Consider the following 20,141-nt stretch of genomic DNA (forward strand, 5'->3'; position numbering starts at 1 on the left):
AGGGCTTTTTCAATGTCAATGCGCATGGGCTCGATGGGCGGTAGCCCGATGAGCTGGCGACGCCAGGATCTGTCGGTCGTCAACCAGAAGCTTGCCAAGGGCACGCTGAAGCGCATCCTGACCTTCGCCAAGCCGTTCACGCTGCAGATCACGTTTTTCTTGCTCTTGGTGATCGTGTCGGCCGTTCTGGTGATCGCCTCGCCACTGTTGTTCAAGAAGATCGTTGACGACGGCATCATCAAGGGCGACGCCGGTCTGGTCACCATGCTGGCGCTGATCGTCGCGCTGCTCGCGGTGGTCGAGGCGGGCCTCGGGCTGGTCCAGCGCTGGTTCTCCGCGCGGATCGGTGAAGGCCTGATCTTCGACCTCCGGACCAAGGTGTTCGCGCATGTGCAGCGGATGCCGGTCGCGTTCTTCACCCGCACCCAGACTGGCGCGCTGGTGTCCCGGCTCAACAACGACGTGATCGGCGCTCAACAGGCCTTCACGTCGACTTTGTCCGGCGTCGTCTCGAACGTGATCAGCCTGGTGCTGGTCGTCGGCGCGATGCTCGTGCTGTCGTGGCAGCTGACCATCGTGGCGATCCTCTTGCTGCCGGTCTTCCTGTTGCCCGCGCGCTACCTCGGCCGCCGGCTGGCCGCGATGACCCGGGAGCAGATGCAGCTCAACGCGGACATGTCGACCGCGATGACCGAGCGCTTCAGCGTCGGCGGCGCCCTGCTCGTCACGCTGTTCGGCCGTCCTGACGTGGAGAACGCGCAGTTCGCCGAGCGCTCCGGCCGGGTCCGCGACCTCGGTATCCGGATCGCCATGCTCGGCCGGGTCTTCTTCACCGCCCTCACCCTGGTGGCTGCGCTCGCGACGGCCCTGGTGTACGGCGTGGGCGGCAACCTCGCCGTCCGGAACACGCTCACCGTCGGGACGTTGCTCGCCCTGGTGGCGCTGCTCGGCCGGTTGTACGGCCCGTTGACCGCCTTGTCGAACGTCCGGGTCGACGTGATGACCGCGCTGGTCTCGTTCGAGCGCGTCTTCGAGGTGCTCGACCTCAAACCGATGATCGCCGACGCTGCTGATGCCACCGACTTGCCGCGTGATGCCGCGACGGTCTCCTTCGAGCACGTTGGTTTCTCCTACCCGACCGCGGAAGAGGTCTCGCTCGCCTCGCTGGAATCCGTTGCAGTGCTGGACAAACGCGCCTCCGCCGAGGTTTTGCGCGACGTCAGCTTCACCGTTGCCCCCGGCAACATGGTGGCCTTGGTCGGTCCGTCCGGTGCCGGCAAGACGACCATCACAAACCTCGTGGCCCGCCTGTACGACGTGACTGCGGGCGCGGTGCGGATCGGCGGCCACGACGTCCGCGAGGTGACCTTGCGATCCCTCCACCAGGCCATCGGGTACGTCACCCAGGACGCGCATATGTTCCACGACACCATCCGCGCCAACCTCGCCTATGCCCAGCCGGAGGCCACCGACGAGGAGATGGCTGACGCGTTGCGCGCGGCCCAGGTGTGGGACCTGATCGCGGCCTTGCCGGATGGGCTCGACACCGTGGTGGGGGATCGCGGTCACCGGCTTTCGGGTGGCGAGCGCCAGCGGCTCGCGATCGCGCGGTTGCTGCTCAAGGCACCGCGCATCGTCGTACTCGATGAAGCCACGGCACACCTCGACTCCGAGTCCGAGGCGGCCGTGCAGCGTGCTCTCGACAGTGCCCTCGAAGGCCGTACGTCGCTCGTGATCGCGCACCGCCTCTCCACCGTGCGCAACGCCGACCTGATCCTCGTCGTCGACGCCGGCGGCATCGTCGAACGCGGCACCCACCTCGAACTCCTCGCCCGCGACGGCCTCTACGCCGACCTCTACCGCACCCAATTCGCCCCGGAGCCCAACCCCGTCTGACCTCGTTCGTGAGCAATACGCGGGCGGTGTTGACGATGAGTGTGCGAGCTGTTGCTTTCCGCGACAGGTTTGTTTAGCCTCCCCGTTCAGCGCGCTGAGTACCACCCGGTAACCGCGGAGCCACCGCGGGCTGCCGGGTTGTAAGTCCATGGGCAGATACCGCCAGATCCCCGTCGACTTGCGGCCGGCGTCACCTCGCCGGTCCGGAAAGTGTGGCAGCAGATGAAGCGTCCCACCTTGCGTCTGAGCTTGCTGGCCGCCGCCAGCGTCCTGCTCGTCTCCGCACCACTTAGTACCGCCTCCGCCATCAACGACAAGCCCGCGCCGGTCAGTGCGGCCGCAGCCGTTACTGCCGCCCAGCAGGCCGATGTGACCGCCTACTGGACGCCTGAGCGGATGCGCTCGGCTACACCGATGGACCAGCTCGTACGACGTACTGGGCTGCCGTCGTCGGTAGACGTGCCTAAGGGCGCTGCGACGTCCTTTGCCCCGACAGCCTTTCCCAACGGCGGTAGCGCCTGGACCGGCGGGGGAGCGATCGTGAAGACCGAGGGCCGGGTCTTCTTCACCTACACGGGCCGTACGGCGTCCTGCAGTGGTACGGCCGTCACGAGTGCCAACAAGAGCACGGTCATCACTGCCGGGCACTGCGTCAAACTCGACGGGGCGTTCCACACGAACTGGGTGTTCGTCCCGGCGTACAACAACGGCGCCACGCCGTACGGCACCTGGACCGCCAAGAAGACGTTCGCGACACCGCAGTGGGTCGCGAGCGAGGACATCAACTACGACATCGGTGCCGCCGCGGTGAACTCGCTGAACGGCCAGTCGCTCACGGACGTCGTCGGTGGTCAAGGCGTCGCGTTCAACCAGGCGCGCGGGCAGCGGATGTACGCCTTCGGATACCCGGCGGCGGCGCCGTACGACGGGTCCAAGCTGATCTACTGCAGTGGCACGGTCTTCAACGCCTTTATCAGCAACGGAATCGGCATGACCTGCAACATGACCGGCGGTTCCAGCGGCGGCGGTTGGTTCCTCAACTTCAGTGAGACCACTGGACTCGGCACGGTCAACTCTGTGAACAGCTACAAGATCAACTTCTTCCCCAACTGGATGTTCGGGCCGTACTTTGGCACTGACGCCCAGAACGTGTACAACGCCGCCCAGGCCGCATAGTTCCATCGGAGCGGGCCCGGTCTCGGGGCCGGGCCCGCCTCGCATGTCTTCCCGAGAGTGAGGCAAATCGCCATGCGTACAGTCGTTCGCGCCACTTTGCTGTCGTTTTCGTTGCTCGCCGCGCCTATTTCGGTGCCTGCGGCAACTGCTGCCGCTCCAGCCGGAATCACGACGGTCGGCCCATCTGCGCAGGCCCAGGCCCGGTCGTACTGGACGCCGTCCCGGTTGCGTGCGGCCGTACCGGTCGAGAAGTTGATGCCTAAGGCAACTCTTCGGTCCACGCTGCCCGTCCGCCTCGGCGCTCCCGCCGTGGTGCAACCAACCGCGGCAGCCGCAGCACCAGTGAACGCCGGCTCCGCGTGGACCTTCGGTGGCGCGATCGTGAAGACCGAGGGCCGCGTCTTCTTCCTGTACGGCGGCCGGAAGGCGTCCTGCAGCGGCACGGCCGTCACGAGTGCCAACAAGAGCACGGTCATCACCGCAGGGCATTGCGTCCGCCTCGGAGGCGCCTGGCACACCAACTGGGTGTTCGTGCCGGCGTACAACAACGGCACCGCGCCGTACGGGACCTGGACTGCCCGCCTGACCAGCGCCCTGCCGCAGTGGGTCGCGAGCGAGTCCTTCAGCTACGACGTGGGTGCTGCGGTAGTCGATTCGCTAGGCGGCAAGCTGCTCACGGACGTCGTCGGCGGGCAGGGAATCACCTTCAGCTCAGCCTTGCTCAAGCAGGTCTACGCCTTCGGCTACCCGGCAGCAGCGCCGTACGACGGCACCAAGCTCATCTACTCGAGTGGCGCGGCAGTGCTCGCCATACCGCTGTTCTCCGACGGCTACGGCCTGGTGTCGAACCTGACCGGTGGTGCGAGTGGTGGTGGCTGGTTCCAGTCGTTCGACCCTGCGACCGGCAGAGGCCTTCTGACCTCGGTGAACAGCTACAAGATCGCCCTGTCAAATTTGGGCGTGCCACTGGACGTGCCGGCGATCTTCGGGCCCAAGTTCGGTGCGGACACGCAGACGCTCTACAACGCGATGCAGAAGGCTTAGGAGGTCTTCTGCTCGTCGTGCTCCAGTAGGTGCAGAACCGGTACGCCGAGGTGGCGGCGGGCCTGTGCGGACCAGTCCACGTGGAAGAACTCGGCCACGACGTGTGGCCGGGTGAGGATGATGACCTCGCGGCCGTCGACCTTCTCCACGGTCTGGGTCAGCGCGGTGATCGCCCGTTCGTGGCTGATACCACCCTCGGCGATCTGACCGAGTGCCTGCAGCCGCGCGACGCTCCGGCCACTGCAGCCCTTGGCCTCATCGTCGATCGCCCGCTGCGCCGCGGCCAGGTCGTTGCGCTGGTCGGCGATACCCGCGCCGTACAGATCGGCGGTGCCGAGTGCGGCGAGGGAGGCCTCCACTCCGGCCTCGGCGTTGTGGCAGGGGATGACAACGTGGTACTTCACTGGTTCGGGAATATCCTCGTGCAGCGTGACGACCTGTTTGGCGTCTTCTTCCGTCAGCTCTTGCTCGACGAGCAGCACAACGTCGTACATCTGAGCCACCTCCGGTGTTGCCTAGGGCGTTCTGCTTCCATCATGCCGCGAATTGGGCCTGGAGCGGCAGAAGCGGACGGTTTCTGGGGTAAGAAGGTGACATGCGACTTCCCGTGATGCCGCCGGTCGCGCCGATGCTGGCGAAGGCGGTCAAGCAGATTCCGGACGGCGACCTGAGCTTCGAGCCCAAGTGGGACGGTTTCCGGTCGATCATCTTCCGCGACGGGGACGAGGTGGAGATCGGCAGCCGCAACGAGAAGCCGATGACCCGCTACTTCCCGGAGCTGGTCGAGGCGTTCCTGGCCGAGCTGCCGGAGCGCTGCGTGATCGACGGCGAGATCGTGCTGGTCGGTGCCGACGGCAACCGGTTGGACTTCGAGATGTTGCAGCAGCGGATCCACCCGGCCGCGAGCCGCGTGAAGATGCTGTCCGAGACGACGCCGGCGCGGTTCGTCGCGTTCGACCTGCTGGCGCTCGGCGATGTCGACTACACCGAGCGCCCGTTCGCCGAGCGGCGTGCTGCCCTGGAGAAGGCGCTGGCCGGCGTCAAAGCGCCGGTCCACCTCACCCCGGCGACCGCGGACAAGGCCGTCGCGCAGGAGTGGTTCGAGCAGTTCGAAGGCGCCGGGCTCGACGGTGTGATCGCGAAGCCGCTCGACGGGCATTACCTGCCGGACAAGCGCACGATGTTCAAGATCAAGCACGAACGTACGGCGGATTGCGTCGTCGCGGGTTACCGGCTGCACAAGAGTGGGCCGGAGCGGATCGGCTCGTTGCTGCTCGGGTTGTTCAACACCGACGGCGTGCTGGCCAGCGTCGGCGTGATCGGCGCGTTCCCGATGGCTCGGCGCGAGGAGTTGTTCCAGGAGTTGCAGCCGTTGGTGACCGACTTCGACGATCACCCGTGGGCGTGGGCCAAGCAGGAGGAAGGTAATCGGACCCCGCGCAACGCCGAGGGCAGCCGCTGGCAGGCCGGTAAGGACCTCAGCTTCATCCCGCTGCGGCCCGAGCGCGTTGTCGAGGTGCGGTACGACCATATGGAAGGCGTCCGCTTCCGTCACACCGCGCAGTTCGTCCGCTGGCGCGAGGACCGGACGCCCGAGTCGTGCACCTACGAGCAGCTCGAGGAGCCGGTCAAGTTCGACCTCGACGACGTGCTGAACGCCAACATCGTCTGAACCGAGTTGACCCCGGGTTGACATGCAACCAATCGGCTGCCTATTTTGTTTAGGCAACCGATTGGCTGCCTATTGAGGTGTGATGTGGACGAGGTATTCAAAGCGCTCGCGGATCCGACCCGGCGAGCCCTGCTCGACAGCTTGAACGAGCACAACGGGCAGACGCTGAGTTCGCTGTGCGCATCCCTCGACCTGACCCGGCAAGCGGTGAGCAAGCACCTCGCCGTACTCGAAGCCGCCGGCCTGATCGCGACGGTCCGCAGCGGCCGGGAGAAGTTCCACCACCTCAATGCCGAGCCGATCAACGCCATCGCCGATCGCTGGATCAACCGCTACGACAAGCAGCGGGTCCAGGCGCTCGCCGACCTGAAGATCGCATTGGAGCAACCTATGACCGCACCGGAATTCGTCTACGTCAGCTACATCAAGACCACGCCCGAGAAGCTTTGGCAGGCGCTCACCGAGCCGGCCTTCACCGAGCAGTACTGGGGCGTCACCCTCGACTCCGACTGGAAACCCGGCTCAACCGTCACCTTTACCCAGGCCGGCGTGACCATCGAAGACCCGGAGCAGGTCGTGCTCGAGGCCGAGCCGGGCAAACGCCTGTCGTACACCTGGCACACCTTCACGCCCGAGTTCGGCAAGGCCTTCGACTTCGACGACGAGTGGATCGCGACGGCCGCCGCCGAGCCGCGCTCCAAAGTCACCTTCGACCTCGAGCCCAGCGGCGACCTCGTCAAACTGGCCGTCACCCACGACGCCTTCCCGCCCGGCAGCGTCGTCCTCGCCTCCGTCTCCCAGGGTTGGCCACACCTCCTCAGCTCCCTCAAGTCCCTCCTGGAAACCGGCCACCCGCTCCCCGAACCTGCCTAAACTCCCGGGATGACTGGTGAGCTGGGGACGCGATTGGTGGTCCTGCGGGGGAACTCGGGGTCCGGCAAAAGCACTACGGCGCAGGAGTTGCGGGCGCGGCTCGGACGCGGCGTCGCGTGGGTAGAACAGGACTACTTACGCCGAATTCTCCTGCGCGAGCACGACTTACCGAGCGCGCCGAATATCGGCCTGATCGATCAGACCGTGCGCTATGCCTTGGATAGCGGGTACGACGTGGTCCTCGAAGGCATCCTCAACTCGCAGGCGTACGGCGAGATGTTGCGGCGGTTGATCGGCGACCACAAGGGCGTCACCGGCACGTACTACTTCCAGCTCTCGCTCGAGGAAACCCTGCGACGGCACGCCGGGAGACCGCTGGCCAAGGTGGTCACGCCTGACGCGATGCGGGGTTGGTATCAGCCGTACGACGTGCTCGGCGTACCGGGTGAGCACGTGTTCGACGAGACGAGCAGTCTGGACGCAACGGTCGAGCGGATCCGCGCCGACCTCGATTGGAAGCAAGGCGCCGTACTCCGGGGTCTGCTCGACGATTAGCGCGGGTCGAGTACCACCGGGTGGGCGTCCGGGTGGTCCGCCCACCAGGGCCGCACGGCGGCGTGGGCCGCGATGGTCTCGCGGTAGGTGGCGACGAACGCCTCGTGGATCAGATCCGCGTCGGTCTGCGAGATGCGCTCCGGCCGCCAGCGCAACGCACGTCGCCAGAGGACCGGCTGACCGGTCAAAGGCAGAATGACCGCGTTCGGGATCGGGCGTGAGGTCGGCGCGCACAGGCAGACGCCGCGCCCCGCGCCGATCAGCTGCTCGATCTCGACGCTGTCCAGGTTGCCGTACCGGAACTCCGGTTCGAACCCGGCCGCCTCGCAGGCCCGGCGCAGGTCGGCCACATCGCCGTCCTCCTTGCCGGCCGGTGGCGTGATCCAGATATCGTCGGCCAGCTCGGCGAGGTTGATCTCGTCCTGACCGGCCAGCCGATGCGCGGTCGGCAGCGCGATCGCGGCCGGCTCCGGGTAGACCATGGTCTGCTCGACCACGCCGGTCGGGCAGGGCGCCGCGTGGCCGGTGTCGCCGCGGCCGAGCATCACCACATCGACGACCTCGACGGCGAGCAGCTCGTTGAGCGCCACCCAGGAGGCGTCCACCTGGGTGATGATCTCGCGGTCCGGCAGGAGTTCTTCGAGCCTGGCAAGCCAACTGCCGAACATCACCATCCGCACCGATCCGAGCCGCAGCGGCCGCGGTCCGGCGGCGTACCGTCTGCTGCCACCGATCAACTCGTCCATATCGGCCAACAGGATTCGCGCCCGGCCAAGCACATGTCTGCCCAGTGGTGTGGCCCGCACGCCGCTCGGCCCGCGCTCGAACAACGGCCCGCCGATCGCGTCCTCGATCCGGTGAAGCTGTGCGGTGAGAGCCGGCTGGGAGACCCCGCAGGCCGCGGCGGCCTTCGAGATGCTGCCGGTGTCGGCCAGTCGGCAGACGACCTTCAGATGGCGAAGTTCCAGCTCCATAAGGTTCAGGTTATGCCCTGTCGGGATAAGACGCGCCATACCGCGGACTGCGACTCTCAGGGGAATCCGCCCTGAGATTGGAAGTTTCCCGTGAAGAACCGAGCCCTCCGCCTGACCGCGGCCGGCTGCGTGCTGGGTCTGGCCGTCGCCGCCACGTCGGTCGCCGCCCGCATGTCGCCCCCAGCCGCCGCGGCCTCAGGCGGTGCCTCAGTCGGTACCTCCGCCGGTGCCGAGGCAGCCGCCGTACCGCCCAACGACCCACGCGCCGCCATGCAGGACGTGCTGGCCAAGGTCGAGCGTTTGATCGCGACTCGTCCCGCCGAGCTGAAGGCCGGTTCCGCCGACCGGTTCGTACGCCGCGGCGCCATCAGCACCCCGTGGGGTCTGCGCTACGTGTCGTACGACCGGACCTACCAGGATCTGCCGGTGGTCGGTGGCGACTTCGTCGTGACGACCGATGCCCAGGGCAACAGCCGGGGTCTGACCGTCGCGCAACAGCGGCCGATCAAGGTGTCCCGCAAGGCGACCGTCAGCCAGGACCGCGCCAAGAACGTGGCCCGGACGGCGCTCGCCGATGGACGGGTCCAGCAGGACAAGCCGCTCCTGGTCGTCTATGCGGGCGGTACGCAACCCGCGCTGGCCTGGGAGACCGTTGTCGAGGGCAAGGACCGCGGTGAGCCGAGCCGCAAGAAGGTGTACGTCGACGCGCGCACCGCCAAGGTGCTGGGCGCCATCGAGCAGATGGCCGCAGGCACCGGCACTGGCGCCTGGAACGGCGCCGGCCTCACGATCGGCACCACGCAGTCGGGGTCGACGTACACGATGACTGATCCCGCCCGACCGAACCTCAAGTGCGCGGACCTCAGCACCGGCGCGGTGTTCTCCGGTGCGGACAACGTCTGGGGCTCCGCGGTGAAGACCAGCAAGGAGGCTGCCTGCGTCGACGTGATGTACGCCGCCGCCGGCGAGTGGGACATGCTGAAGGACTGGTTCGGCCGGAACGGGCTGGACGGCCAGGGCCGGTGGGCGGACGCGGTCGTCGGACTCGGCGACACCAACGCCTTCTGGGGCTCGGGCCATAACCCGGACGGGGTCGTCTTCGGGTACAACATGAATCGCGAGTGGATCACCCAGAACGACGTGGTCGCCCACGAGTACGGGCACGGTCTGGACGCGAAGACGCCGGGTGGTCTCTCGGGCTGGCCCACCCAGGAAGCCGTCGCGGATATCTGGGCGACGCTCACCGAGCAGTACCTCAACAACCCGAACGACGTGCCGGACTATGAGATCGGCGAGAACGTCGACGTGTTCGGCGATGGCCCGATCCGCTATATGTACGAGCCGGCCAAGGCCGCCGGGCACCCGAACTGTTACTCCGCGAACCTGCCGCAGTCGGTGCACGCCGCGGGTGGTCCGATGAACCACTGGTTCTACCTGTTGGCCGAGGGATCCGCGCCGGGCAATGGCAAGCCGAACAGCCCGACGTGCAACAACGCCGTACTGACGGGGATCGGTCAGAAGGAGGCCGGCCGGATCTTCTACAACGCGATGCTCGCGAAGACCACCGGTATGACGTACCCCAAGTGGCGCCTCAACACGCTCGCGGCGGCGAAGAGCCTGGACCCGACCTGCGCCTGGCACGCGAAGGTGAAGGCGGCGTGGAACGCGGTCAGCCTCGGCGCCCAAGCCGGTGAGGTCAGCTGCGTGGCGGCCGCCGACGACTACACGCTCTCGGTCACGCCGACGTCGGCATCCGTCCAGCCCGGCGGCTCCACGACCGCGACGGTCAACACGACGATCGGCAACGGCTCGGCCCAGGCCATCCAGCTCACCGCGTCCGGCCTGCCGACCGGCGCCACGGCCACCTTCTCCCCGGCGTCGCTCCAATCCGGCACGTCGTCCCGGCTGACCATCACCACCAGCGCGACCACACCCAACGGAACGTACGACGTACGCCTCGCCGCCGATGGAACGTCGTCCGACCGTACGGCGACCTTCCGGCTGACGGTTGGAGCGGCAACGACCGGCACCGTCACGGTCACCAACCCGGGTGCGAAGGCCTGGTTCACCCGAATTGCCATCTCACCGCTGAAGATCGCGGCCACCTCGAGCCGTGGTCTGCCGATCACCTTCAAGGCGACCGGGTTGCCGCCCGGACTGATGATCAGCGCGACGGGCGTCATCTCCGGAACGCCCACCACCGCAGGCGTCTACACCGTCACGGTGACGGCGACCGACAGCGGAGGCGCGAGCGGTACGACGACCTTCAAGTACACGATCTACTAAGTACTGACCCGCCCTGATGCCAGCGAGCGGCCCGGCTTCCGTCCCCCGGGCCGCTCGCTACTTCTACGGCACCAGGACGACTTTGCCGGTGGTTTCGCGATCTTCCAGGGCTTGGTGCGCGTCGGCGGCTTTGGCCAGGGGGAAGCGGGTGGTGAGGGGTTTCCAGCGGCCGTCGATCGCCTCCGCGAGGGCGGCGGTTTCGAGGCCGCGAAGACCGCCGGGGCGCTGGAAGAGCTTGGGGCCGATCGCCCAGCTCACGGTCAGACCCCGGGCCACGATGTCGTCCGTCGTCAGCGCGGTCGGCTTGCCCGCGGACCAGCCGAACATCACCAGCCGACCGCCGATACCCAACTGCTCGAAGGCCGCCCGACCGGATTCACCGCCGACGCCGTCGAGGACGACCGTGACTGCTCGGCCGTCGAGTTCGGCCCGGACCTGCTCCGGCCAATCGGAGTCGCGGTAGTCGATCGCGATCTGCGCGCCAAGTGAACGGACCTCCTCGACTTTCGCGGGACCACCCGCGAGGGCCACGACGGTGGCGCCCGTGTTGCGGGCGGTTTGCACCAGCAGGTTGCCGATTCCGCCCGCGGCGGCGGTGATCAGGACCACGTCGTCCTTGGTCAGGCGCGCATCGGCGAGAACGCCCATCGTCGTACGGCCGGTGCCGATGATCGCCACGGCATCAGCCGCATCGAGGTGATCAGGTATCGCGTGTACGGCCTCCGCCGACGCGACGGCCAGTTCGGCGTAGCCACCGGGGACCTGACCAAGATGTACGACGACCCGCCGGCCGAGCCACGACTCGTCGGTGCCGGGGCCGACGGCGTCGACGCGGCCTGCCACCTCGCGGCCGGGGATGGTCGGGAGGTCGGGTGGTGCGACCGGTCCGCCACCGCTGGTACCCGCGCGGAGGACGGTGTCGAGCAGGTGGACGCCCGCGGCCTCGACCCGGATGCGGACCTGGCCCGCGGCCGGTTCGGGATCCGCCGTCTCCTCGTAGCGAAGATTGCCGGCCGGACCGAACTCGTGCAGGCGGATGGCGTGCATCGTGGGACCTCCTGTTGTCGTGGTGCCGCTCACGCTAAAAGCTCCAGTGGACTTGAAGTCAAGCCCGCTCGTGCCGGGGCGTCGGACCGGGCTGAGTAGGCTGTGCGGCATGCCGATCCGCCTCATCGACCGCCGGCCGGACGTCAGCCCGGACCGGCTGTTGTCCGAGTGCGTGCCGCCACCCCGGTTCGCGCCCGTGCGGTTCGAGACCTACCGCCCGGACCCGTCCGAGCCGAGTCAGGCGGCAGCCCTCGCGCTGCTCCGCGAACGCGGTACGACGCTCGCCGGGCCGCGTACGGAGACCCGGTCGTGGTGGCGTTTCGGCCGGGGCTCGCAGGAGGTGCCGGGGAAGGCGGGCGTCTATCTCGATGGCGGGTTCGGTGTGGGCAAGACGCATTTGCTCGCGTCGCTGTGGCACGAGTCGTCGGGCCCGAAGATGTACTGCACGTTCGTCGAGCTCACCAACCTGGTCGGCGCGATCGGGATGCGCCGGGCCGTCGAGGTGCTCACGCCGTACCGGTTGATCTGTATCGACGAGTTCGAGCTGGACGATCCCGGCGACACCGTGCTGATCTCGCGACTGCTCGGGCAGTTGGTCGAGGGTGGCGTGCAACTCGCCGCGACCTCGAACACGTTGCCGGATCGGCTGGGGGAGGGCCGGTTCCAGGCGACCGACTTCCTGCGCGAGATCCAGGGATTGGCCGCGCGGTTTGACGTACTGCGGATCGACGGGCAGGACTACCGGCACCGGGGTCTGCCGACAGCGCCCGCGCCGTTGACCGATGACGAGGTGGCGCGGTTGGCGTCGGCGCGGGAGGGCGCGTCGTGCGACCACTTCGTCGACGTCCATCGGCATCTCGCGGAGTTGCATCCGAGCAAGTACGGCGCGCTGCTCGACGGGGTGACGGCCGTGGGGCTGGTGGACATCCGCGAGATCACCGACGAGAACGTCGCGCTCCGGCTCGTCGTACTGGCCGACCGGATGTATGACCGGGATATCCCGTTGCTGGCCAGCGGTGTGCCGTTGGACCGGATGTTCGACGAGCGGATGCTCAAGGGCGGCTATCGCAAGAAGTACCTGCGCGCGTTGTCGCGGCTGATCGCGCTGGCGCGAGCCGGGATGGGGCAGGATGGCGGGCATGGCGTCGAAGAAGAACGAGAAGAAGTCTGAGGGTTTGTCCAGCGCACTACGGGTCAAGGCCGGTCCGGTCGACCTGAGTTCGTTCGACCCGCGGGCCACGACGGGCTTCAGCGGTACCAAGGAGGAAGGCCGCGAGGCATTGGCCGCGCTGGCGCCCGAGGTGTCGGACTGGCAGGAACGCCTGTTCGCCGAAGGCCGCAAAGGCGGCGAACGCAGCGTGCTGCTGGTGCTGCAGGGTATGGACACGTCCGGCAAGGGTGGCGTGATCCGGCACGGCGCCGGCCTGATGGACCCGCAGGGCTTGCGGATCACGTCGTTCAAGGCGCCGACGCCGGCCGAGAAGCGGCGCGGCTTCCTCTGGCGCATCCGCCAGGCCTTGCCGGCACCGGGCCAGATCGGGATCTTCGACCGGTCGCATTACGAGGACGTGCTGATCGCGCGAGTGCGGAATCTCGTCGCCGCGCCGGTGTGGAACCGCCGGTACGACGCGATCAACGAGTTCGAGACGGAGCTGGCGGGTGCCGGGATCACGGTGGTGAAGTGCTTCCTGCATATCTCGCCGGAGATGCAGAAGGAGCGGTTGCAGGCGCGTCTCGACGACCCGACGAAGCACTGGAAGTACAACCCGGGCGATGTCGACGAACGCCAACTCTGGCCCGCCTACACCGAGGCGTACGAGGCGGCCATCGAGAAGTGCAACGCCGACCATGCGCCTTGGCACGTCATCCCCAGCGACCGCAAGTGGTACCGCAACTGGGCCGTCACCACCCTCCTCCTCGAGACCCTCCAGGACCTCAACCCCGAATGGCCCAAAGCCGACTTCGACGTGGCGCTGGAGAAGAGCCGCGTCGCCGAAAGCTGAGCCCGGACCGCCACGCAGGTACAACCTGTTCGTCGAAGGCCTAGGAATGCGGTTTGGTGGGGTTGTGCCTGCATGGCGGTCCGCCTGTGGATAACAAACGCCGCGTTCGTCGTCGGTGCTCCATCATTGACGGGTGGGCGACGTCGTGGACATTCTGCGCAGGGTCGGTGGCACCGCGACTTTTGCCGACTTGCGCAGGGTGACGTCGGCCCGCTCGATCCGGCTGGCTCTAGCGGACCGGCGAATTAGGCGGCTGGCGAAGGGCTTCTACGCGTTGCCCGAGCAGCCATCGCCAGTGGCGGTTGCGCATGCCTATGGTGGCGTGCTGTCCCATGAGAGCGCAGCGCTCTACTGGGGATTCCAGGTGGTGGCGCGGCCGGCAGTGCCGCATGTGACGCTCGGACGCAAGCGGCGGTTGCGGGCGACGGACCTGCGATGCCAGCCACATTGGGCGTCTGTGCCGGTGCTGGACGACGCCACCACACCACTGCGAACCGTCATCGATTGTGCGCGGGCGCTCCCCTTCGGCGAGGCGCTTGCCATTGCCGACTCGGCGTTGAGATCGGGGAAGGTCGAGCCCTCGGAGCTGTTGTCGGCGGCCTACGCGTTGGGCGGAAGTGGGCGGCAGCGAGTGATCCGCGTCGCGGAGTTAGCCGACTTCCGCTCGGAGTCGGCGTTGGAATCGATGCTCAGAAGTCGGGTGATAGAGGCGGGCTTCGACGACTTCGTGCCCCAACTTGTCATCGAGGATGACGAATTCCATGCTCGCGTCGACCTGGCGAGCGCAGCACGGCGGATTGCCTTGGAGGCTGAGGGGTTCGAATTCCACCACACGAGAAGTGCGCTGCGCCGGGATTGCAAGCGGCACGTGAATCTTGCGATGCGAGGCTGGCAATCGCTGCGCTATTCCTGGGAGGACGTGATTCTCGACGAGACCTGGGTCGGCTTGTCCCTCGGTGAAGTTGTTCGCGGACGTGCATGCAGGCACAACCCCCTCGAGAGAGCTGCATAAGCCCGTCTCGCCGGGGTTGTGCCTGCATGGCGGTCCGCTTCTACGCCGTGCGGACCAACGTGGGCCTGGGTGCGGCGGGGGCTAGCGTGAGGAGGTCTAGGCCGGCTACGCCGTAGCGGAGGAGGACTAGGCGGGCTAGTTCGTTGCTTACGCCTAGGGGGCGGGAGACGGCGACGGCTCCGGCTTTGCGGGCGGTTTCCTCGGCCTTGTCCGGCAGCAGTCCGGGCGCGAGGAAGAAGGCGCCGACGGCTACGTGGCGACGGCCTTCCAGCCTCCACTGGAGGACGGCTTCGGCCGGGGTCGGGCTCGCCGAGGTGATGAAGGCGGCCGTGACCGGGAGGCGGTGGCGTTGACCCCAGATGCGGGCCAGCCTGGAGACCGCCGCGTTGGCCTGGTGGTCGCTCGACCCGACGCATGAGAGCACGAGCGCGTCGAGCTCACGCACGCGGCTGTTGCGCAGCTCGGCCCGCATGCGCCGATCGAGCACGTCCAGCAGCGACTCGTCGTACCCGAGCACGTCGGACGCGATGATCCGCAGGTCCGGGTAGCGTCCGCGCGCCTCGTCGATCACCGCGGGGACGTCGACCTTGGCGTGGAAGGCGTCCGAGAGCAGCAGCGGGACGACGACGATCTCCTCGACGCCGTCAGCACCGAGCTTCTCGAACACCTGGTACGGGGAAGGGGGGCAGTGGTCCAGGAATGCCGCTTCGATCCGCAGGTCGTCGCGCGTCTCGCGCAGGCAGTCGACCATGGCGTGGACAGTGGCGGCCGAGCGCGGGTCCCGGCTGCCGTGGGCGAGGATCACAAGTGCTGGAGCAGTCACAGCGGTTCCCCTTCTACGTCGTCGATCATGCCGGCCGCCAACGTCCACCCGTCGTGGGCGTCGATCAGCAGGAACGATCCGGTGATGGCATTGCTGGAGTACGGATCGGCGGCCAGCGGTGCGGCGACCTTGAGCTGCACCTTGCCGATGTCGTTCAGGTTCAGCTCGGTGGCATCGATGACGCCGAGCGTGTCCAGGTCGAGAGCGCCACCGATCTTGGTGACGATCGCCTGGGCAGTCGTGGTGGTGTGCTTGATCAGCACGCGAGCGCCGACCGTCAGCGGGCGGTCGGACAACCAAGCGACGGTGGAGGCCAGTTCCCGGCGGGTGCCGGGGGAGCTCTCCGCCGCGACGATGACCGAACCGCGAGCCACGTCGAGGTTGTCGGCGAGCCGGATGGTGACGGCCTCCCCGGCAACAGCGGTACCGCCCGAGGCGACGCCGGCGGCCGACGAGGTCACCACGGCCCGGTCAACCCCGGCCACGGTGGTACGGCGACCGGCCGGCAGCACGATGACCGAGTCCCCGGCGGAAACCTTGCCGGCGGCAACCGTCCCGGCGTATCCCCGGTAGTCGCGGTACTCGTCGTCAGTCTGCGGCCGGATCACGTACTGCACCGGGAACCGCAACGGCTGCGACGAGATGTCGTCCCGTCCGTCCGCGTTCTCGAGGAACTCCAGCAGCGTCGGCCCGTCGTACCAAGTGGTGCGCGTCGAGCGGTCCACCACGTTGTCCCCGGCGAGAGCCGAGACCGGAATGGCCTTCACGTCGCTGATCCCGAGCTGGTCGGCCAGGTCGACGACGTCCTTCGCGATACCCGTGAAGACGGCCTCGTCGTAGTTGACCAGGTCGATCTTGTTCACCGCGAGTACGACGTGTGGCACCCGCAGCAGGCCGGCCACGGCGAGGTGCCGCCGGGTCTGCTCCAGTACGCCGTGCCGCGCGTCGACCAGGATGATGACGACGTCGGCCGTGGACGCACCGGTGACGGTGTTCCGGGTGTACTGCACGTGTCCCGGGCAGTCGGCCAGGATGAACGAGCGCTTGTCGGTGGCGAAGTACCGGTAGGCGACGTCGATGGTGATGCCCTGTTCGCGCTCGGCCCGCAAGCCGTCGGTCAGCAGGGCGAAGTCGAAGTCACCAGCGCCACGGGTCGACGAGACGTGCTGCACATGGGCGATCTGGTCGGCCAAGATCGCCTTGCAGTCGTGCAGCAGCCGTCCGACCAACGTGGACTTTCCGTCGTCGACCGAACCGGCGGTCGCGAGTCGCAGCAGTGTGCTCATCAGAAGTACCCCTCGCGTTTGCGGTCTTCCATGGCTGCTTCGCTGACCCGGTCGTCGGCGCGAGTGGCGCCACGCTCAGTCAGTTCACTCGCGGCGACCTCGATGACGACCTCGGCGGCCGATCGAGCCTCACCCAGTACGGCGCCAGTGCAGGACATGTCGCCGACCGTTCGGTACCGAACAATCTGCGACGAAACGATCTCGCCGGCGCGCGGTTGCGAATAGGGGCCGACGGCAAGCAACATGCCGTCGCGCTCGAACACGTCCCGGCTGTGGGAGTAGTAGATCGACGGCAGGTCGATCCCCTCACGGTCGATGTAGTTCCAGATGTCGAGCTCGGTCCAGTTCGACAGCGGGAACACGCGTACGTGCTCGCCGGGCTTGTGCCGCCCGTTGTACAGCGACCACAGCTCGGGCCGCTGGTTCCGCGGATCCCACTGGCCGAACTCGTCGCGCAGGCTGAAGATCCGCTCCTTCGCGCGGGCCCTCTCCTCGTCACGACGGCCGCCACCGAAGACGGCGTCGAACCGGTTGCCGTTGATCGCGTCCAGCAGCGGCACCGTCTGCAGCGGGTTCCGGGTCCCGTCGGCCCGCTCGCGCAGACGCCCGTCGGCCAGGTAGTCCTCGACCTTAGCGACCACCAACTTGAGGCCCAGCTCAGAAACGACCCGGTCGCGATACTCCAGCACCTCGGGGAAGTTGTGCCCGGTGTCGACGTGCAGCAGCGTGAACGGCACCGGCGCCGGCGCGAACGCCTTCCGCGCCAGGTGCAGCATCACGATGGAGTCCTTGCCACCGGAGAACAGCACGACCGGGCGCTCGAACTCGGCGGCGACCTCACGGAATACGAACAGCGACTCGCTCTCGAGCGCGTCCAGCTCACTCACGATCGTTGTGCTCATGTGTGCAACCCGCATTCCACCTTGCCGGAACCGGCCCAGCGACCGCTGCGCGGGTCTTCGCCCGGCGCGACCTGCTTGGTGCACGGCTGGCACCCGATGGACGGGTAGCCGTCGTACTGCAGCAGGTTGACCAGTACGCCGTTGTCGGTGATGTACGCGTCGAGGTCGGCCTGGGTCCACGGCGCGATCGGGTTGAGCTTCACCATGTCGCGCTTCGCGTCGTACTCGACGATCGGGGTGTTGGCCCGCGTCGGCGCCTCTTCACGCCGTACGCCGGTCACCCAGGCCTTGTAGCCCGAGAGCACCCGGTTGAGCGGCTCGACCTTGCGCAGCGCGCAGCACTTGTCGGGCTCCCGCGCGAACAGGTCTTTGCCGTACTCGGCGTCCTGCTCGGCCACGGTCTGCTTGGGCGTCGCGTTGATCAGGTTGATCGGCAGCGTCGCCGCCACGGCGTCCCGGGTGCCGATCGTCTCGGCGAAGTGGTAGCCGGTGTCGAGGAACAGTACGTCGACGCCGGGCGCCGCCTCGGCCGCGAGGTGGGGGAGTGCGCCGTCCGCCATCGACGCCGTCACGACCAGCTCGTCACCGAAGGTCTCCCGCGCCCAGGCCAGTACCTCGACCGGGGACGCGTCTGCTAACCGTTCGTTGGCCTCTTCGGCCAGGGATTTCAAGTCGGTGCTCATTCCACACTCACCCGCAGTCCGATCATCTTCAGCTGGAACACCCGTGCACAGGGCCGGCACTCCCAGGTGCCATGCCCGTCCTCCGCGGGACGCAAGTCCTCATCCCCGCAGTAGGGGCAGTACAACGGCGCAGCGCGTTCGCTCACTGAAGTGCTCCTTCTTCGGCACGGACGACCCATTGGGCGAAGCGCTCGCCCTCGGACCGCTGGGACAGGTAGTTCCGGGTGACGCGTTCGACGTAATCGGCCAAGTCGGTCGAGGTGACCTTGTGACCGCGCAACTTGCGGCCGAACCCGGCGTCGAGGCCGAGCCCGCCGCCGAGGTGGACCTGGTAACCGGGGACTTGCTTGCCCTCGGCATCGAGTACGAGCTGGCCCTTGAGGCCGATGTCCGCGACCTGGATCCGGGCGCAGGAGTTCGGGCAGCCGTTCACGTTGACCGTGATCGGCACGTCCAGCTCGGGGATGCGCTCTTCCATCTCACCGATCAGCTCGGCGGCGCGGCCCTTGGTCTCGACGATGGCCAGCTTGCAGAACTCGATCCCCGTGCAGGCCATCGTGTTCCGGCGCCAGGCCGACGGACGAGCCTGGAAACCCAGACCCGCGAGGGCGGTGACGAGCGACTCGACCTGGGTCTCCTCGACGTCCAGCACCAGGAGCTTCTGCTGGGCCGTCGTACGGATCCGGTCCGAGCCGTGTGCGGCGACCACGTCGGCGACCTTCGCCAGCGTCGCGCCGTTCACGCGGCCGACGACCGGGGCGACGCCGATGTAGAACTTGCCGTCCTTCTGCTTGTGCACGCCGATGTGGTCACCCTGTACGGCGGGAACCTCCGGCGCCGGGCCGTCGAGCAGCTTGCGCTTGAGGTACTTCTCCTCGAGCACCTCGCGGAACTTCTCCACACCCCAGTCGGCCACCAGGAACTTCAAGCGGGCGCGAGTCCGCAGCCGGCGGTACCCGTAGTCGCGGAAGATGCTGCACACCCCCCACCAGGCCAGGTGCACCTCCTCCAGCGGCACCCAGACGCCGAGCCGCTTGGCCAGCATCGGGTTCGTCGACAGCCCGCCGCCGACCCAGAGGTCGAAGCCCGGGCCGTGCTCAGGGTGGTTCACGCCGACGAACGCGACGTCGTTGACCTCGGGCACCACGTCGTGCGAGGGGTGGCCGGTCAGCGCGGTCTTGAACTTGCGCGGCAGGTTCGAGAACTCGGGCGAACCGATGTACCGGCTGACGATGTCGTCGATCGCCGGCGTCGGGTCGATGATCTCGTCCGCGGCGATCCCCGCCACCGGGCTCGCGATGATGATGCGCGGTACGTCGCCACAGGCCTCGGTCGTGTACAGCCCGACGGCCTCCAGCTTCTGCCAGATCGCGGGGATGTCCTCGACCCGGATCCAGTGCAGCTGAATGTTCTGCCGGTCGGTGATGTCGGCCGTGTCCCGGGCGTACGTCGTAGAGATGTCGGCGATGACCCGGAGCTGCTCGGTGGTGAGCTGGCCGCCCTCGATCCGGATGCGCAGCATGAAGTACTTGTCGTCCAGCTCTTCCGGCTCCAGGGTCGCGGTCTTACCGCCGTCGATCCCGGGCTTGCGCTGGGTGTAGAGACCCCACCAGCGGAAGCGGCCGCGCAGGTCCGCCGGGTCGATCGAGTCGAACCCGCGGTGGGCATAGATGTTCTCGATCCGAGCCCGGACGTTCAGGCCGTCGTCGTTCTTCTTGTTCTCTTCGTTCTTGTTCAGCGGCTCGCGGTAGCCGAGCGCCCACTGACCCTCGCCCTTGCCTTTGCGCGGGCGTGGTGCTTTAGCGGCGGGATTCCTGGTGGCTGGGGTGGCGCCAGTCGTCATCCGGAACGGGTCCTTGTCTGCGAAGACAGGTGCGTCCGCGAGGCGAGCTCGAAACGTCGTCGGTTC

At 67.5% G+C, this 20,141-nt stretch carries 19 protein-coding genes; 10 read left to right on the top strand and 9 right to left on the bottom strand.

Translation table 11 applies throughout. The features are described from left to right. Positions 1 to 12 precede the first annotated feature (12 nt). The 3 genes from OG394_RS05595 to OG394_RS05605 all read left to right on the top strand — a co-directional run bounded on the left by OG394_RS05595 (position 13) and on the right by OG394_RS05605 (position 4,116). The gene (locus tag OG394_RS05595; RefSeq protein ID WP_328993823.1) at positions 13 to 1,896 is read left to right on the top strand and encodes an ABC transporter ATP-binding protein; all 1,884 of its coding nucleotides are present in this window, start codon (positions 13 to 15) and stop codon (positions 1,894 to 1,896) included. A 222-nt stretch (positions 1,897 to 2,118) separates the two neighbouring features. Next, positions 2,119 to 3,072: a trypsin-like serine peptidase gene (locus OG394_RS05600; protein WP_328993824.1), complete on the top strand. Its 954-nt coding sequence runs from the start codon at positions 2,119 to 2,121 to the stop codon at positions 3,070 to 3,072. A 72-nt stretch (positions 3,073 to 3,144) separates the two neighbouring features. After that, on the top strand, positions 3,145 to 4,116 hold the full coding sequence (locus tag OG394_RS05605) for a trypsin-like serine peptidase (RefSeq protein ID WP_328993825.1): 972 nt from the start codon (positions 3,145 to 3,147) through the stop codon (positions 4,114 to 4,116). Here OG394_RS05605 and OG394_RS05610 read toward each other — a convergent pair. Continuing rightward, the gene (locus OG394_RS05610) at positions 4,113 to 4,610 is read right to left on the bottom strand and encodes a hypothetical protein (RefSeq protein ID WP_328993826.1); all 498 of its coding nucleotides are present in this window, start codon (positions 4,608 to 4,610) and stop codon (positions 4,113 to 4,115) included. The two genes, OG394_RS05605 and OG394_RS05610, sit on opposite strands and share 4 nt — an antisense overlap. A 101-nt stretch (positions 4,611 to 4,711) precedes the next feature. Between OG394_RS05610 and OG394_RS05615 the strand changes: the two genes are divergently transcribed. From OG394_RS05615 to OG394_RS05625, 3 genes are all read left to right on the top strand, one after another. After that, positions 4,712 to 5,788, top strand: a complete 1,077-nt coding sequence (locus OG394_RS05615) for an ATP-dependent DNA ligase (RefSeq protein ID WP_328993827.1) — start codon at positions 4,712 to 4,714, stop codon at positions 5,786 to 5,788. An 84-nt stretch (positions 5,789 to 5,872) separates the two neighbouring features. Continuing rightward, positions 5,873 to 6,661 (top strand): ArsR/SmtB family transcription factor, encoded by a 789-nt coding sequence (locus OG394_RS05620; protein ID WP_328993828.1) that lies wholly within the window; start codon positions 5,873 to 5,875, stop codon positions 6,659 to 6,661. Between the two features lie 9 nt (positions 6,662 to 6,670). Further along, the gene (locus tag OG394_RS05625) at positions 6,671 to 7,216 is read left to right on the top strand and encodes a kinase (protein WP_328993830.1); all 546 of its coding nucleotides are present in this window, start codon (positions 6,671 to 6,673) and stop codon (positions 7,214 to 7,216) included. On the opposite strand, the gene OG394_RS05630 is transcribed toward OG394_RS05625, so the two are convergent. Continuing rightward, complete coding sequence (locus OG394_RS05630) at positions 7,213 to 8,190, bottom strand: LysR family transcriptional regulator (RefSeq protein ID WP_328993831.1); 978 nt, start codon at positions 8,188 to 8,190, stop codon at positions 7,213 to 7,215. The genes OG394_RS05625 and OG394_RS05630 overlap by 4 nt on opposite strands. Positions 8,191 to 8,280: 90 nt before the next feature. Between OG394_RS05630 and OG394_RS05635 the strand changes: the two genes are divergently transcribed. After that, complete coding sequence (locus tag OG394_RS05635; RefSeq protein ID WP_328993832.1) at positions 8,281 to 10,476, top strand: M4 family metallopeptidase; 2,196 nt, start codon at positions 8,281 to 8,283, stop codon at positions 10,474 to 10,476. Between the two features lie 63 nt (positions 10,477 to 10,539). Here the strand turns inward: OG394_RS05635 and OG394_RS05640 are convergent, their stop codons facing one another. Continuing rightward, the gene (locus OG394_RS05640) at positions 10,540 to 11,523 is read right to left on the bottom strand and encodes a zinc-binding dehydrogenase (RefSeq protein WP_328993833.1); all 984 of its coding nucleotides are present in this window, start codon (positions 11,521 to 11,523) and stop codon (positions 10,540 to 10,542) included. 109 nt (positions 11,524 to 11,632) lie between these two features. On the opposite strand from OG394_RS05640, the gene zapE reads away from it, so the two are divergent. The 3 genes from zapE to OG394_RS05655 all read left to right on the top strand — a co-directional run bounded on the left by zapE (position 11,633) and on the right by OG394_RS05655 (position 14,538). Then, a complete protein-coding gene (gene zapE, locus OG394_RS05645) occupies positions 11,633 to 12,694 on the top strand; it encodes a cell division protein ZapE (RefSeq protein ID WP_328993834.1) in 1,062 nt (353 codons plus the stop codon). Continuing rightward, a complete protein-coding gene (locus OG394_RS05650) occupies positions 12,663 to 13,526 on the top strand; it encodes a PPK2 family polyphosphate kinase (protein WP_328993835.1) in 864 nt (287 codons plus the stop codon). Before zapE ends, OG394_RS05650 begins: the two co-directional genes overlap by 32 nt. Before the next feature lie 133 nt (positions 13,527 to 13,659). Beyond that, on the top strand, positions 13,660 to 14,538 hold the full coding sequence (locus OG394_RS05655; RefSeq protein WP_328993836.1) for a hypothetical protein: 879 nt from the start codon (positions 13,660 to 13,662) through the stop codon (positions 14,536 to 14,538). Positions 14,539 to 14,578: 40 nt separating this feature from the next. Here OG394_RS05655 and OG394_RS05660 read toward each other — a convergent pair whose 3' ends face one another. Genes OG394_RS05660 through OG394_RS05685 form a run of 6 tightly spaced genes read right to left on the bottom strand, consistent with a single transcriptional unit; the run spans position 14,579 to position 20,075 of the window. Next, a complete protein-coding gene (locus tag OG394_RS05660) occupies positions 14,579 to 15,361 on the bottom strand; it encodes a sirohydrochlorin chelatase (RefSeq protein ID WP_328993837.1) in 783 nt (260 codons plus the stop codon). Beyond that, the gene (locus tag OG394_RS05665; RefSeq protein ID WP_328993838.1) at positions 15,358 to 16,647 is read right to left on the bottom strand and encodes a sulfate adenylyltransferase subunit 1; all 1,290 of its coding nucleotides are present in this window, start codon (positions 16,645 to 16,647) and stop codon (positions 15,358 to 15,360) included. The genes OG394_RS05660 and OG394_RS05665 overlap by 4 nt, the downstream gene beginning before the upstream one ends. Next, positions 16,647 to 17,549, bottom strand: a complete 903-nt coding sequence (gene cysD, locus OG394_RS05670; RefSeq protein WP_328993839.1) for a sulfate adenylyltransferase subunit CysD — start codon at positions 17,547 to 17,549, stop codon at positions 16,647 to 16,649. The genes OG394_RS05665 and cysD overlap by 1 nt, the downstream gene beginning before the upstream one ends. Further along, the gene (locus tag OG394_RS05675) at positions 17,546 to 18,232 is read right to left on the bottom strand and encodes a phosphoadenylyl-sulfate reductase (protein ID WP_328993840.1); all 687 of its coding nucleotides are present in this window, start codon (positions 18,230 to 18,232) and stop codon (positions 17,546 to 17,548) included. The genes cysD and OG394_RS05675 overlap by 4 nt, the downstream gene beginning before the upstream one ends. Further along, positions 18,229 to 18,378 (bottom strand): hypothetical protein, encoded by a 150-nt coding sequence (locus tag OG394_RS05680; RefSeq protein ID WP_328993842.1) that lies wholly within the window; start codon positions 18,376 to 18,378, stop codon positions 18,229 to 18,231. Before OG394_RS05680 ends, OG394_RS05675 begins: the two co-directional genes overlap by 4 nt. Further along, positions 18,375 to 20,075: a nitrite/sulfite reductase gene (locus OG394_RS05685; RefSeq protein ID WP_328993843.1), complete on the bottom strand. Its 1,701-nt coding sequence runs from the start codon at positions 20,073 to 20,075 to the stop codon at positions 18,375 to 18,377. The genes OG394_RS05680 and OG394_RS05685 overlap by 4 nt, the downstream gene beginning before the upstream one ends. Positions 20,076 to 20,141: the final 66 nt, after the last annotated feature.

The sequence above is a fragment of the Kribbella sp. NBC_01245 genome (assembly GCF_036226525.1).
GTDB lineage: Bacteria > Actinomycetota > Actinomycetes > Propionibacteriales > Kribbellaceae > Kribbella.

Bases quoted from the DNA above. Each gene is read 5' to 3' on its own strand.
- OG394_RS05595 (WP_328993823.1), top strand. From the start codon at position 13: ATGTCAATGCGCATGGGCTCGATGGGCGGTAGCCCGATGAGCTGGCGA.
- OG394_RS05600 (WP_328993824.1), top strand. From the start codon at position 2,119: ATGAAGCGTCCCACCTTGCGTCTGAGCTTGCTGGCCGCCGCCAGCGTC.
- OG394_RS05605 (WP_328993825.1), top strand. From the start codon at position 3,145: ATGCGTACAGTCGTTCGCGCCACTTTGCTGTCGTTTTCGTTGCTCGCC.
- OG394_RS05610 (WP_328993826.1), bottom strand. From the start codon at position 4,610: ATGTACGACGTTGTGCTGCTCGTCGAGCAAGAGCTGACGGAAGAAGAC.
- OG394_RS05615 (WP_328993827.1), top strand. From the start codon at position 4,712: ATGCGACTTCCCGTGATGCCGCCGGTCGCGCCGATGCTGGCGAAGGCG.
- OG394_RS05625 (WP_328993830.1), top strand. From the start codon at position 6,671: ATGACTGGTGAGCTGGGGACGCGATTGGTGGTCCTGCGGGGGAACTCG.
- OG394_RS05630 (WP_328993831.1), bottom strand. From the start codon at position 8,190: ATGGAGCTGGAACTTCGCCATCTGAAGGTCGTCTGCCGACTGGCCGAC.
- OG394_RS05640 (WP_328993833.1), bottom strand. From the start codon at position 11,523: ATGCACGCCATCCGCCTGCACGAGTTCGGTCCGGCCGGCAATCTTCGC.
- zapE (WP_328993834.1), top strand. From the start codon at position 11,633: ATGCCGATCCGCCTCATCGACCGCCGGCCGGACGTCAGCCCGGACCGG.
- OG394_RS05650 (WP_328993835.1), top strand. From the start codon at position 12,663: ATGGCGTCGAAGAAGAACGAGAAGAAGTCTGAGGGTTTGTCCAGCGCA.
- OG394_RS05665 (WP_328993838.1), bottom strand. From the start codon at position 16,647: ATGAGCACACTGCTGCGACTCGCGACCGCCGGTTCGGTCGACGACGGA.
- cysD (WP_328993839.1), bottom strand. From the start codon at position 17,549: ATGAGCACAACGATCGTGAGTGAGCTGGACGCGCTCGAGAGCGAGTCG.
- OG394_RS05675 (WP_328993840.1), bottom strand. From the start codon at position 18,232: ATGAGCACCGACTTGAAATCCCTGGCCGAAGAGGCCAACGAACGGTTA.
- OG394_RS05685 (WP_328993843.1), bottom strand. From the start codon at position 20,075: ATGACGACTGGCGCCACCCCAGCCACCAGGAATCCCGCCGCTAAAGCA.